Annotated in this window: 12 protein-coding genes and 2 tRNA genes; 8 read left to right on the forward strand and 6 right to left on the reverse strand. The window is 53.3% G+C overall.

What is annotated here, in order from left to right:
* Positions 1 to 11: 11 nt before the first annotated feature.
* The gene (locus CA13_RS21840; RefSeq protein ID WP_146400248.1) at positions 12 to 1,235 is read left to right on the forward strand and encodes an MlaD family protein; all 1,224 of its coding nucleotides are present in this window, start codon (positions 12 to 14) and stop codon (positions 1,233 to 1,235) included.
* Between the two features lie 164 nt (positions 1,236 to 1,399).
* Here CA13_RS21840 and CA13_RS21845 read toward each other — a convergent pair.
* Together CA13_RS21845 and CA13_RS21850 are read right to left on the reverse strand one after the other, a co-directional pair.
* Positions 1,400 to 1,472: transfer RNA gene (locus CA13_RS21845), tRNA-Lys, on the reverse strand.
* Positions 1,473 to 1,592: 120 nt separating this feature from the next.
* Positions 1,593 to 1,681 (reverse strand) — tRNA-Ser (locus tag CA13_RS21850).
* 229 nt (positions 1,682 to 1,910) lie between these two features.
* Here CA13_RS21850 and CA13_RS21855 point away from each other — a divergent pair.
* From CA13_RS21855 to CA13_RS21865, 3 genes are all read left to right on the forward strand, one after another.
* Positions 1,911 to 2,903 carry an FAD:protein FMN transferase gene (locus tag CA13_RS21855; RefSeq protein ID WP_146400250.1) on the forward strand — a complete coding sequence of 331 codons (993 nt, stop codon included), beginning with the start codon at positions 1,911 to 1,913 and terminating at the stop codon, positions 2,901 to 2,903.
* A gap of 183 nt (positions 2,904 to 3,086) precedes the next feature.
* Positions 3,087 to 3,629: a hypothetical protein gene (locus CA13_RS21860; protein WP_146400252.1), complete on the forward strand. Its 543-nt coding sequence runs from the start codon at positions 3,087 to 3,089 to the stop codon at positions 3,627 to 3,629.
* Positions 3,630 to 3,731: 102 nt separating this feature from the next.
* Positions 3,732 to 4,718 carry a hypothetical protein gene (locus CA13_RS21865; RefSeq protein ID WP_146400254.1) on the forward strand — a complete coding sequence of 329 codons (987 nt, stop codon included), beginning with the start codon at positions 3,732 to 3,734 and terminating at the stop codon, positions 4,716 to 4,718.
* A 104-nt stretch (positions 4,719 to 4,822) separates the two neighbouring features.
* Here CA13_RS21865 and CA13_RS21870 read toward each other — a convergent pair whose 3' ends face one another.
* From CA13_RS21870 to CA13_RS35465, 3 genes are read right to left on the reverse strand one after another with little or no spacing between them, the layout of a single operon-like run.
* Positions 4,823 to 5,257, reverse strand: a complete 435-nt coding sequence (locus CA13_RS21870) for a TadE/TadG family type IV pilus assembly protein (protein WP_146400256.1) — start codon at positions 5,255 to 5,257, stop codon at positions 4,823 to 4,825.
* Between the two features lie 7 nt (positions 5,258 to 5,264).
* Positions 5,265 to 6,449: a TadG family pilus assembly protein gene (locus CA13_RS21875; protein ID WP_146400257.1), complete on the reverse strand. Its 1,185-nt coding sequence runs from the start codon at positions 6,447 to 6,449 to the stop codon at positions 5,265 to 5,267.
* The gene (locus CA13_RS35465) at positions 6,446 to 6,793 is read right to left on the reverse strand and encodes a TadE/TadG family type IV pilus assembly protein (RefSeq protein ID WP_419194672.1); all 348 of its coding nucleotides are present in this window, start codon (positions 6,791 to 6,793) and stop codon (positions 6,446 to 6,448) included. Before CA13_RS35465 ends, CA13_RS21875 begins: the two co-directional genes overlap by 4 nt.
* Positions 6,794 to 6,806: 13 nt before the next feature.
* Between CA13_RS35465 and CA13_RS35470 the strand changes: the two genes are divergently transcribed.
* On the forward strand, positions 6,807 to 7,001 hold the full coding sequence (locus CA13_RS35470) for a hypothetical protein (RefSeq protein ID WP_419194673.1): 195 nt from the start codon (positions 6,807 to 6,809) through the stop codon (positions 6,999 to 7,001).
* 120 nt (positions 7,002 to 7,121) lie between these two features.
* Here the strand turns inward: CA13_RS35470 and CA13_RS21885 are convergent, their stop codons facing one another.
* A complete protein-coding gene (locus tag CA13_RS21885; protein WP_146400261.1) occupies positions 7,122 to 7,976 on the reverse strand; it encodes a cysteine peptidase family C39 domain-containing protein in 855 nt (284 codons plus the stop codon).
* Positions 7,977 to 8,159: 183 nt separating this feature from the next.
* Here CA13_RS21885 and CA13_RS21890 point away from each other — a divergent pair, with 183 nt between their 5' ends.
* The 3 genes from CA13_RS21890 (at position 8,160) to trpA (ending at position 11,940) form a co-directional block, all read left to right on the forward strand.
* Positions 8,160 to 9,572: an NTP/NDP exchange transporter gene (locus CA13_RS21890; protein WP_419194674.1), complete on the forward strand. Its 1,413-nt coding sequence runs from the start codon at positions 8,160 to 8,162 to the stop codon at positions 9,570 to 9,572.
* Positions 9,569 to 10,894, forward strand: a complete 1,326-nt coding sequence (locus CA13_RS21895) for a hypothetical protein (RefSeq protein WP_419194675.1) — start codon at positions 9,569 to 9,571, stop codon at positions 10,892 to 10,894. The genes CA13_RS21890 and CA13_RS21895 overlap by 4 nt, the downstream gene beginning before the upstream one ends.
* A gap of 242 nt (positions 10,895 to 11,136) precedes the next feature.
* Positions 11,137 to 11,940, forward strand: coding sequence for a tryptophan synthase subunit alpha (gene trpA / locus CA13_RS21900; protein ID WP_146400265.1), 804 nt, complete (start codon positions 11,137 to 11,139; stop codon positions 11,938 to 11,940).
* Positions 11,941 to 12,039: the final 99 nt, after the last annotated feature.

The raw sequence follows: 12,039 nt of genomic DNA on the forward strand, positions 1-12,039 counted from the left end.
GAGAAGAATTCATGGATGATAATAAACTTCGATTCGGCGTCGGCGTACTCGTTATTTCAGCGATCGGTATCGGGATCATTTTGACATTTTTGTTCGGAGCATTCCCGGATGTTTTGAGCAAAGACTACACGCTGTCTGTCAAATTCCCTTCCGCCGAAGGTGTGAGCGCTAACACGCCTGTGCTGCGAGACGGCGTTCGCATCGGTCGGGTTGAAGACATTTCGCTGTTGCCCGCAGGAGGCGTGCTCGTCAGTCTGTCGATGGATAGCGAACAAGAAGTCGCCCATCGCTACGTTCCTACGATTGGCAATAGCTCGTTGGTCACAGGGGATTCGACGATTGAGTTTGTTCGTGCCGATGAGCGAAAACTTAGCGAAATTTTCCCACAAGATCGCACGATTATTGATGTGCCGTATGGCGACGGCGATTACCTCGACTATGGTCAAAAAACTAAGAACCCGTACTCGGTGCTGTTCAATATGGAAGACCAGATGTTGCAGACGCTTGAGTCAATCCGAACGGCCGGTGATTCGATCTCGCGAGCCGGTTCGAGCGTCGACGAATTGGCGTCTCAAGTCCAAGGGACCGTTGGTGATGCCGATACGAAAGTCAACCAAGTTGCTGAGGAAGCGGTCGCTGCATTGGAGCAATTCCAAGGAGCGATGCGCGACGTGCGAGCGATCGTCGGAAACCCGGCCCTCAAAGAAGGGTTAGAGGATTCGATTGCTCTTCTACCGAAACTGCTTAACGATGCACAAAAGACACTCGAAAGCACTCAGCAGACCTTCGAAGGACTGCAACGTGTCAGCAATCGTTTTGAAAAAGTTGGCGTCGCGGCTGAAGACACGGTACGAAGCGCCAAGAGCACCGTTGACAGTCTTGATCGTACGGTAAAAAACGTCGAAAAATTCACCGAACCCCTCGCCGACCGGGGCGGCGAATTGGTCGAACAAGTGTTGACGAGTTTAGCCAGTGTTGATCGAACCTTGGCCCAAGTGGAAACCTTTGGAAAGACACTCAATAACAGTGACGGATCGTTTCGGCGGTTCCTCGAAGACGACGAAATCTACTGGGACGTTCGTCGTACGATTGAAAACATTGAGGAAGCGTCGGCCAAAATCCGCCCCATCATCGACGATGTCCGTATTTTCAGTGACAAAATCGCTCGCGACCCGCGCGAACTTGGTGTCCGAGGAGCCTTGTCGAAACGACCATCCGGCGTCGGTTTTAAGTAGATCCGATCCTCTGGCCAACCACGTCTAAAGCAGAGACGCGGGATTTCATTGTCGACCGAGATACAAGGAATTTGCATTCCAATCGATGGGGTGTTTCCCATTCCACGCGACTCTGCTGCTTCGGTTAGCAAAACGGAAGTCGAATCACGCGATGATAGAAAAAGTGAGAGTGCAGGGACTCGAACCCTGGACCAACGGATTAAAAGTCCGTTGCTCTACCGACTGAGCTACACTCTCGGGTTTTGTTTTGCGTCTTTGGGTGACCGAAAAAAACAACCCGACGCAACAGGGTTGTTGCCCGGGTTTTGGCTTTTTCACCCGTGGACGGGTGTTCGAGCTTCTCAGGCTGTTTTCAAGCGGAGCGGACAGGATTCGAACCTGCGGAACCAATTTCTCGGTTCACCGATTTAGCAAACCGGCGCTTTCGACCACTCAGCCACCGCTCCTCTACGCATTTCTTCGGCTACCCTTTTTACTGGGCAACGCAGATTGTGCTGAATTCGCTCCGAAAACGCAACCCTCGGTGAAACCTTTTTCGGATCAGTCCAAATTGGGGCTTTATGAGTAGAATTCGTACTGTATCAATCACGCTTGCCATTTTGATTCACGACACTAGGTTGATGACACGGGGTCGACGATTCAAGGTTCGCCTTTTTTTTAGAGCCCAACCGCTGCATGTTTTGCCAAATCACCCGAAAAGCGATGGCGACTGAGTTCGTTATCATGTTGCCGTCCGGGGCGGAATCGGTCGATGCGGCGGTCGAAGCGGCCGATTTGGTCGAAAAAATCGAATTGGATTTGAGCGTTTATCGGCCCGACAGTGAAATTTGTAAGGTCAATCGACTCGCCGCTGACCAACCCGTGGTCGTTTCGAACCCCACTTTTTCTCTCTTAGAACGTGCCATTGGATTGAGCGAAAGGACGGGGGGAGCGTTCGATATCACCGCAGGCCCCTTGATCGAAGCTTGGGGATTCACCAAGCGAAGCGGGCAAAAACCGAGCTCGGATGAAGTGAACGAGGCTCTTTCGCGTGTTGGTTATCGCCATTTGATGCTCGATCGCGATGCGCTTTCGGTCCGTTTCGCGGTCCCCTCGATGGCGATCAATTTGGGGGCGATCGGCAAGGGAGACGCTTTGGATCGGATGGCGGCTCATTTGAAAGCGAGAGGAGTCAACGATTTTCTGATTCACGGAGGAAACAGCAGTGTCATCGCATCGGGGGACCAAGACCCAGGCAGTTCGATGGGATGGGCAATCGGATTGGCTCACCCCACAAAACCACAGCGACGGTTAGTCGGGCTGTGGCTAAAGGATGCGGCACTAGCGACCAGTGGATCGGGAAAACAGTTTTTTCATCACCAAGGCCGCCGCTATGGCCATGTCATCGATCCCCGCACGGGCTATCCCGCGGGCGATTTGCTGTCATTGACTATCGCGATCGACAACGCGACCGACGCGGACGCAATCGCGACTGCATTGTTTGTGTCAGGCGGTAAGGAAGTTCGCGACCATCACGAGCGAGCCCCTTTTCCATTTGCCATTATGACGCGGGCTCGTGGTCAACAAGATGCAGTGAACATCGAAACACTCGGAGAGCCGCAATGGATTGAGCCGCCCAAGGGTGAATTGGACCAAACAGAGAAGCCGATCGTCTATCGAGGGGAGTAAGTAACAGTGCTTATAGACCAACAGCATCATGATCACAGTGTGATCCGAAGCAAACAGTGCGATCCAGAACAATCCGCGACGGCAAATTTCATCTTTCAGGGTGCTGACTAAATGTGCTACCGTCTTCATGAACAACCATTACGGTGATTCCTTTTTCGTTAACAGGTCGAATCTTTCCATCTCATGATTGGCGAATACCGCGTAAGCCGATGCACTCGGCATTGTCATTCGTTAAACCGTCCGCTGGCTGAAGGCGAATGGTTCTATTCGGTCGTTTTGGAATCGGACGACGATTTCCTTCGTCAAGATTTTTCTGCCGAAAGCTGGCAAGGGCCTCCGGAGGGGACTGTCGGGTGGTGGAAGAGCCGGATGCCACGAGCGGATGAAAAGAAGTTGGTTTTAGCGCCCACCGAAGTGCTAATCGATTTGCTACGGCAAATGGAAGCGTTCACGGAGAAGGCAAAGACACGCTATTTGTTGGCGTTGATGCTGATGCGGAAACGGTTGGTTCGTCCTTGTGAAAAAACGAAGGACGACGAAGGCGATGAGGCCAAGTCGGACAAAGAAGTCATGCGAATTGAAGTGCTTGCCGATGGGTCGACGATGGATGTGACGATCACGGAAATCACACGATCGGAATCGGAATCACTACGAGAAGAATTGAACGAGTTACTTTACTGTGAATGCGAAGCGGTTGCGGACGATGAAGACGAGAATTTAGGGTAGCTATCGTGACCAGCTAGTTGAATTTCCAACGAGTAGAGTTAAGCGAGCAAATCCACGCTTTAGCGTGACTTGCTACGGGCGGCTGGCAAATGCCGCCTCAGAATGAAAACGCAAAATTATACTTACAACGAAACTTTGGCAGGAGGCCAAACGCGGATGCGATCATTGCTGTGGATTGGAGTCCTGGTTGTCTGTTTCGTCTCTGGTGGAGCGACCTGTGCTCGGCATGAAGCGCCGATGCCTTTTCCGCCTCCGCCGTCTGTTCTCACCGATGCGCCGTCCATTGCGGAGTTGTCGGCGGTGGTCAACCGGACTGGCTCGGTTCAGCAATTGTCCACCAATACGGCAACTGTAGAAGTGTTGACCATGCCTAGCGTGCCGCGTTTGAGTGCAACCGTGAACTTGCAACGCGAGCGGCGCTTCCGAATGCGAGCCTCGTTACCAATTATGCTCGGAGCGGGAATGGACATGGGTAGCAATGACGAAGTTTTCTGGTTCGAAGTCCCTGAGGGGATGTCCAAGGTCCTCTACTATGCTGACCACGATCAATACAAACAGCAACTCAACCGTGCGGTCTTGCCCGTCGATCCGACATGGATCATGGACGCCTTGGGGTTGGTTCAACTTGATCCAGCGACCGTTGTTGCGGGGCCTGTCCTTCGCGACGATGGCAAACTTGAAGTTCGCTCCATCATGCAAATGCCCGATGGAATCTATCAAAAGGTGTGCTTCTTTGAAAAATCGGCTGGCTACGTTACGGATCAATTTTTGTATGCGCCCGACAACCGCTTAATCGCCAAGAGCAGCGCTACGAATCATCGGTACTATGACGAGCAACAATGTGCGTTACCGCATCGTGTGGAGATTAGCTTGACGCCAGCAGTTGGACCTCCGTTAGCGATGAAAATCGACATCGGTTCGTATACGGTCAATCAACTATTGACCGACGATCCGACCCTCTTTGTGATGCCGCAAACGGCTTCTCAAGCAGTTGACTTGACAACACTTTCGGCAAATGTTGCGCCACCGGTCGGTGCGTACACCGCGGAAAATAGCATCGCGACGCCGTTGCGCGGAACGATGCGGTAACGGTGGTCAGCGGTAGCCATTTTCAATGGGACTCGCGGCAACAAGGCTTAAGCCGGTGCCGTTCGTCACAGTGCCCGTAAGGAGGCACCGTATTTGCAAGGCGGTTACGGATTCTGCCTCGGTGCCACTGCCGGCAATGTCACAGCGGCCGATAAGGTCGAATTGCCTAGGAACCACTGAATTCCCAGTCCGACTTGATTGTAAGGGACGGAAACCGTCACTGTCACCGGATCGAGGTCGGCAAGGATTTCCTCTTTCGTTTCCGGAGCAAACTCGATTGTATAGCCTTCGATTCCCGCTTCATCGAGTGACAAGTTGGCCATGTCGATTGCGTCTTGCTGCGTCATGTCGTCGAGCGAGTAGATTCGGCATCCGTTCATCGACGCTTCTTGCAACGCATGCTGAACCGTGAACGCTCGAGCCACTTCAATGGAAACCATCAGAAGCATCACAACGGGCGGCAGGATGACCGCAAACTCGACGGCAGCGATCGCGCGACGAAGAAGCTTGTTTCGTGGCCATTTTCGTTGAAAAGCCATAGCGAGCCTATTGGACAAGAGTCGTGCGTTTGATTTCGTTTGCGATGTCACGAAAGGCCTTCGTCAGTTCGTCGGACAATTCGGCATCAACTCCGCGAGCATCAAAGTGTTTCCCACCTGTCGTCGTCGCAATCGCGGTCATCACGTCCACATCCGCCTCATCACCGAGGCTGATTGTATGGATTTCGATCCCCAACGATTCGGCATATTCAGCCATCGAGATTGCGTAGCAAGAAGCATCCGTTTCGGGTCGGTTTGCGTATCCGTCACTCATTAGTACCATGATCCCACGGGCATCATCGCGTATATTCGCATCCAAGTAGTGGGCCCCATCGCGGATGGATGCCCCTGTCGGCGTTGCGCCGTTGTACTTATCCGTCTGCAACGAACTTGAACTCAGTACGCTGTCGCGGAGGTAGTCAAAATCGTCGCTCAATTCGCCTTCGAGCACTCCGGCGAAGTCGGTCGAAGCTTCTTCGGGATTAGGGAATAGGCATGCCGGAGTCGCCGTGTACACGGTGCCGCTATGTCCTGCGGCAATGGGGTCATAGATTCCAATGATCGCGCCGTAGCCCATCACGCCGATTCGATCGTCGTTGGAAGAGTTTTCGATCACGGTGACAAACTGAGGAGACGCGTTTCGAAGAGCCTCGATTCGACCTTGCGAACCCATCGATTTTGATAAGTCGAGAACCATCATGATGTCGAGTGGTTCGCTTGGCGCCGACGCAATCGCTTGACGCGGAATCGCAAGACTAGTTTGCCCAAAAATCTGGGCAAAGAAAAATTGTTCGCCTGATTGCGTTGCATGAACACTGATGGCAAAAGGATGGGGTGTCGAGGCGACAAAGACGCCTTCGTCTGCATCCCATTCACCCGCCTCGACAGCAATCGCCTCGTCGGGCACACTCCCCAAGAAACCGACATCGTTAAGTTGGATGAACTTGGCTGCGGCATCCTTTGCCGCTTGGATATCGCTTGGATCTTTTTTGAGCTGTAAGCCACCCGCCAGCGCACCGGCGTCAACGGCCGATTGCATTTGGCTGCGGACCAATTGCATCCGATTCAAATCCACCGCAAAGGCAGCTATGCCCAACAGAATTGCCATGAAAAATGCAAACAGGACGATCGTTCCGCCGTGACGTTGTTTCGAAACGGAGGTCGAAAAAGGGCAAGTTTGGAAAGTTGTCATTTTTCAAGATCACCTTCTCGCGGCAAAATACAAGACGCTGTATAGGAGTAACCGGACAGAAAATGGGACATCGGGAGCCAGCTCATATCGGAAAAATCTGCCGAGATCCGAACCGTTACAGGGCTCCACTGGATTGCCGAGTCCAAGTCCATTGGTTCAATTTGAGTCGTAAAGGTCTCAATGCCAGCGGAATGAACCAGTTGGTCGATTTCGGATTCAACATCCTCCGAGGAGCTGTTTTTGAGAACCGCGATACGGCACCCACACCTAGCAGCCTCCTCTAGCACCTGAACTGCCATCATTCCACGCCCGAATTCGACCGACGCAATCAGCAACACGAACATCGGGATCGCAACGATGGCGAACTCGACGACCGTGGCACCAAGACGTGACCGCACCTTTGAAGTGGGCCGCGCCGATGACTGGGATGTCGATGCTGGGGACGATATGCGTGAAGAAAAACGGGGCATGGGGTTCGGTTTAATCAGCGTGGGGACGTCGACTGCCGATGAATCGGCCAATCTCAACCGGCACATGTCGCCAAAGTGGTAACGTTCGCCGTACTGAAACGAATAAGCCAAGAAAAAAGAGTGAGCACACGTTAGCCCTGGGGCAGATCGACGCAGGTGTGATTAAACGGATACTACAGGCCGATTGGATCGATTGTGCGGGCTATGGACCAAACCGAATCGCGTCGCCGTGCCACAGTACTTCTAGATTTTCTCGCGTCCAAAGTTCTCGTCCCACCGAGGGATCACCGATAACAAAGTGCCCTTGCGGTGTCCGCCCTAGCGCGACGACGGTGTGTCCCAACCCAGGAATCCAGCCCCATTGGTCAGCGTACAGGGAAAGGTCGACACCAAATTCGGGAAGCTTGACCATGATCAACACAGGCCAATCGTCGTCGGACTCCAATTGATCGAGAGTCATTGAGACCGCTTGGACGTCGCGACCGTTTTGATTCGCCATTAGTTTGACGCCGCGATAGAGCCCCAGCGTTGGCGTGCCGCTTGAGTCCGTCAAGCATAGTGGAATGAGATCTTGCTCGGTCGCTTCGATGCCACCAGCACGCAAGAAGGTTGACGCCGCGGCGGGGCTGCAAGTTGCCCAAGACGTTTGTAGAGTGATTCCTTGGGCCAATTGGTGCCCGGCTGGCGTCGCTGGCCGAAGCCAAATTCCCAGGAATGGCCAAAGGCCCGCCAACACAGCGGCCAGGCCCAATAGCAACGATAGCCCGACACGACGCCAAAGCGGCGTTTGGGGTAGCCGAAACACCCAGCCGGCTGCAGCGGCAGCCAACAGCGGCGTCCAGTTTGACCATTCGATCACCGCCGAGTTTTCGATCCATCGTGCCCAAAAAAGTCGGCCTGCCGCGTAGAACAAGAACGCGAACATTGCTGAAACGACGAGGGTAATCGCCAAAATTGGCTTCTGGCCTTCCTGCGGATAAAACCTCCCTCCGCAAACCAATCCAACCACAAGCGATAAACTAAGGATCGTTGCGGTGGCTATGCCGAGGTCGTCCATAAAGTGATTTCAACGAGGTGGTGACGATTGGGGAGATGACAATTGCGATCGTAACGCGGCAATTCGGGCAACGCAATTTGCTTCCTAGATATTTTGCGCACCATTCCATCTACGCATGCAGTCTCGAAGTGGTGCTGTTCGGCTTGACCAAGTGATGTATCCTGAGGCTCCGCTGAATATCTTTTGACTCAAAATGAGATAACCTCGATCGCTACCAACGAGCCACGATCCACTCCCCATCCATCGGAAGATCACGAAGATGGAAACACCAATGGTCGTCCAGCCAAAACTCGCTATCGGTGGATTCCGCAAATCGCCGCCGAGGAACGGGCTTGTGTCGCGTGGGCGTTTGCGTGGTTTTTCTTTATCTTACTGAGCTATTTCACGGTGCGACCCATTCGTGAAACGATGGGGATCGAAGGGGGCACCGAACAGTTGCCCCATCTTTTCATGATTACGTTCCTAGCAACCTTGGCGGCAGTTCCGATCTATTCGGCGCTGGTTGCAAAGCTTCCCCGACGTTGGCTCGTTCGAGTGGTCTACCACTTTTTTGCTATCTGTTTGATCCTGTTTTGGATCTTCATGCAATGGGAATCGGAATCGGTCCGCATGTGGACCGCTCGCGTATTTTTTGTCTGGGTCAACGTGTTCGCCTTGTTTGCGACCAGCGTTTTTTGGAGCGTGCTGGCTGATTTATTTTCCAGCAATCAAGCAAAGCGGCTTTTCGGGCTAGTCGCTGCGGGTGGCACAACCGGTGCAATTGCTGGATCGCTGGTCACGACGTTGATCGCACCGCATCTATCGACCAGCAGTCTACTTTTGATGCCAGCACTGTTGCTCGAAGTGGGCTTGGGGTGCGCTTGGCGATTGGAGCGAAATTCGGCAAAGTTGGCCATGACTGGAACGCTGCAATCGAAACCGGTGCAAAATCAAGCAACCGGCGGAGGCGTTTTTACCGGTGTTGGCGCAGTCCTTCGCTCGCCATACTTGGCAGCGATTTGCCTGTTTCTTTTTTTGGTGCAACTCCTGGGAACCCAGCTGTACCTTCAACAAGCGAACATTGTAAACGACGCGATAAAGGATACCGCCTCACGGATTCAATTGTTTGCATCTCTTGACCTGGGCGTCCAGCTACTAACGCTCTTTGTGCAAACGGCTCTAGCGGGAGCAATCCTGCGACGGTTGGGAATCAGTTTTGCTCTAGCGATCTTACCGGTTGTGTACGGAATCGGCTTCATCCTATTAGCAACCGCACCATCCCTTTCCGTTATGGTGGCCTTGGTGATTGCATCGCGTGCGAGTGGTTACGGGATTACGGTTCCTGCACGCGAGGTTCTTTTTACGGTGGTAAGTCGCGAGCAAAAATACAAATCGAAGAACTTCATTGATACCGTCGTCCTCCGTGGCGGAGACGCCATCGCGGGGCAAGTCTTTCGTGGTTTGCAGGCGGTTGGCGTTACCATGACGGCCATCAATTGGTATGCAATTCCGCTGACGGCAGTTTGGTTCGTCACCGCATGGCGACTCGGCAAACGTCAGGAAACGCTCGCAGCAACCCAAACGCTCGCAATACCCCAAGCAAGGGTTTCCCGATGAGCTTTCTTGACCTAGATATTTCCAATTCCCTTGAATGCGAATACGGCGTTGAGCCGCAAATGCTTGAATCGGTTCGTGGTTCGGCCGAATCCATTCGTGACGCTATTGCGGTTGCGAATCCATTTCCATGCGACGGGAAGGTGGAAAATGAATCGAACCAAGGCCAATATGAGGATTTGCGATTCTTTCGATTGCCTGAAACGGAACTAGCCGATTACGTCGCCCGCCGCGAAGGGTCGCTGCTTGGCCGGATTTTTAAAATCGCTAATACGATTCATGAAAAGATCGATGCGGTTGTCGTGCTCGGTTGCAATCGCGTGGTCGACGGACCGCACGGCATCATGCAGGCGTCTTGCGAACCGTTTCATAACGAGCTTTCGCGTGCTGAACGAGGCAGTCGACCGAGGATGTATTTTGGCGGAGGCGACTTTGACAACGATGTCAACGCCGCGCTTCAGCGTCGGTTGGTCTTCGGGGGCTACGTTGACACGCCGCCCGAAGAACGTTGGGCGGTTGTGATGATTGGGAACAATCACGACACGATGGGCCATTCAAAGATTGCATTTCATCAAACGTTGGGCACGCTTGAAAAGAGTCTTGCGGGCGGCGCCACGCTTGCCGACTATGTGATCCCAATTGCTAAGAAAGGCGATCCTCTTGGGGATCTTGCTCGATCGCTCGGCTGCGAAGATGTGTACGAAATCTTGGATGGGCTCACCGATGGTTTCGCGGTGTTGTCTTCCGTTTCGCTTATGCCTGCTGCTTTACTTGGGCTCGACTGTATGAGACTGCTTGAGGGTGCCGCCGCGATGAACGAGCATTTCCTCAGTGCTCCCTTTGCTGAAAACCATGTCCTTCGGTATGCAGCGATTCATCACTTGCTCGCCCAGCACCGCGGTATGCGACACCGGGCAACGAATACTTGGTCTCATGCACTCGGGGCGATTGGTACCTGGTACCAGAATTTGGTGGAAAGTCATCTATCGCCTGTAATGGAAATGACCCCGTTAGCATGGACTCATCGCTGCGACGTGCCGCCAAATCGATCAGTCGCCTTGGTTCAGTGGGTCGTCGATACGCCGCGAATGGACCCCGTGCCGACGGTATTTGATGGGAAAACGCCGACGGTATTTGATGGGAAAACATTGCCAAATTTGACCAATGAATCGATCGAAACGGCAATCGAGGCGGCGCGATTTGCGAAGTGCCCGTCGATGACGTTATCGTTGCCACACTTGGATTCGCACACGATTGGCCAATTGCTGCAGATGTTGATGCTCTCCACCGTGATCGAGGCCAGATTACACGCTGAGTCGACCTGACGCATTGGTGACCTCGATCGGGGCCAAAATGGCGCCAATTTTGATGAGGGATGGGCCAATTTTGATGGGGGATGGGCCAGTTTTGATGGGGGATGGGAAGGGGATTGCGGTTAAGGGTAGGATGATCCCTCCGAGATTGTGAATCTACCAATGTTGCCTTACGGGCGGCCAGAGAGCGTCCTGGAACGCACTTTGGTATCGCAGAAGACAACTCTATTTCCCTCTCCTAACCTACGAAGCCAATGTCCGCGATTGATCAACTATTTTCCGAACTTCGCCAAAGTAAGAAAAAGGCGTTGATGCCGTTTGTCACTGCCGGCGATCCCAATATTGAAACGACTGAGGCGATTCTGCGGGCACTCGGCGATGCGGGGGCGGACCTTTGCGAGCTAGGGATTCCCTACAGTGACCCGGTCGCCGATGGGCCTGTGATTCAATCCTCGTACCAACGTGCATTGGAAAGCGGTTTCAAACTGCAACAGGTTTTTGACCTGGGCAAACGACTCACCGGCGATGCCATGTTGCCGCGAGTAACAATGGTGAGCTATTCCATTATCCACCGAATTGGGATGGAGACCTACATAAAGAAGGCAGTCGAAGCAGGGTATTCGGGGGCGATTGTGCCCGACCTACTTGTCGAAGAATCGGCCGAGTTTGCCAAATTGTGTAAGGCATCGGATTTCAGCTTGATTCAACTTGTGACTCCGACGACCCCCCGAGAACGCCAGGTTCGGATCGCCGAGTCATCCACGGGGTTTCTGTATTACGTCTCGGTCACAGGAATCACGGGTGAACGCACAGCGCTGCCGACCGACTTGGTCGACAACGTTTCATGGCTGCGGGGCCAAACCGATTTGCCAATTTGTATTGGTTTTGGAATCAGCAGCCCCGACACGGCTGCCCAATTGGCTCCGGTTGCCGATGGATTGATTGTCGGCTCGGCGATCGTCCGGCGAATCGCGTCGGCTAGCGGTAAGGAAAATGTGGTTAGAAGTGTGACGGAGTTTGTCGGGCAGCTTCGCAAGGCAATCGACGACGCTACGTGATCTATTGGGTGCATGGCCCGCAAAAATAGTAGCCCGTTGTATTGCGGTGGCCCGTTGTATTGCGGTGGCCCGTTGTATTGCGGTGGCCCGTTGTATTGC

The sequence above is a fragment of the Novipirellula herctigrandis genome, assembly GCA_007859835.1.
Classification (GTDB): Bacteria; Planctomycetota; Planctomycetia; order Pirellulales; family Pirellulaceae; genus Novipirellula_A; species Novipirellula_A herctigrandis.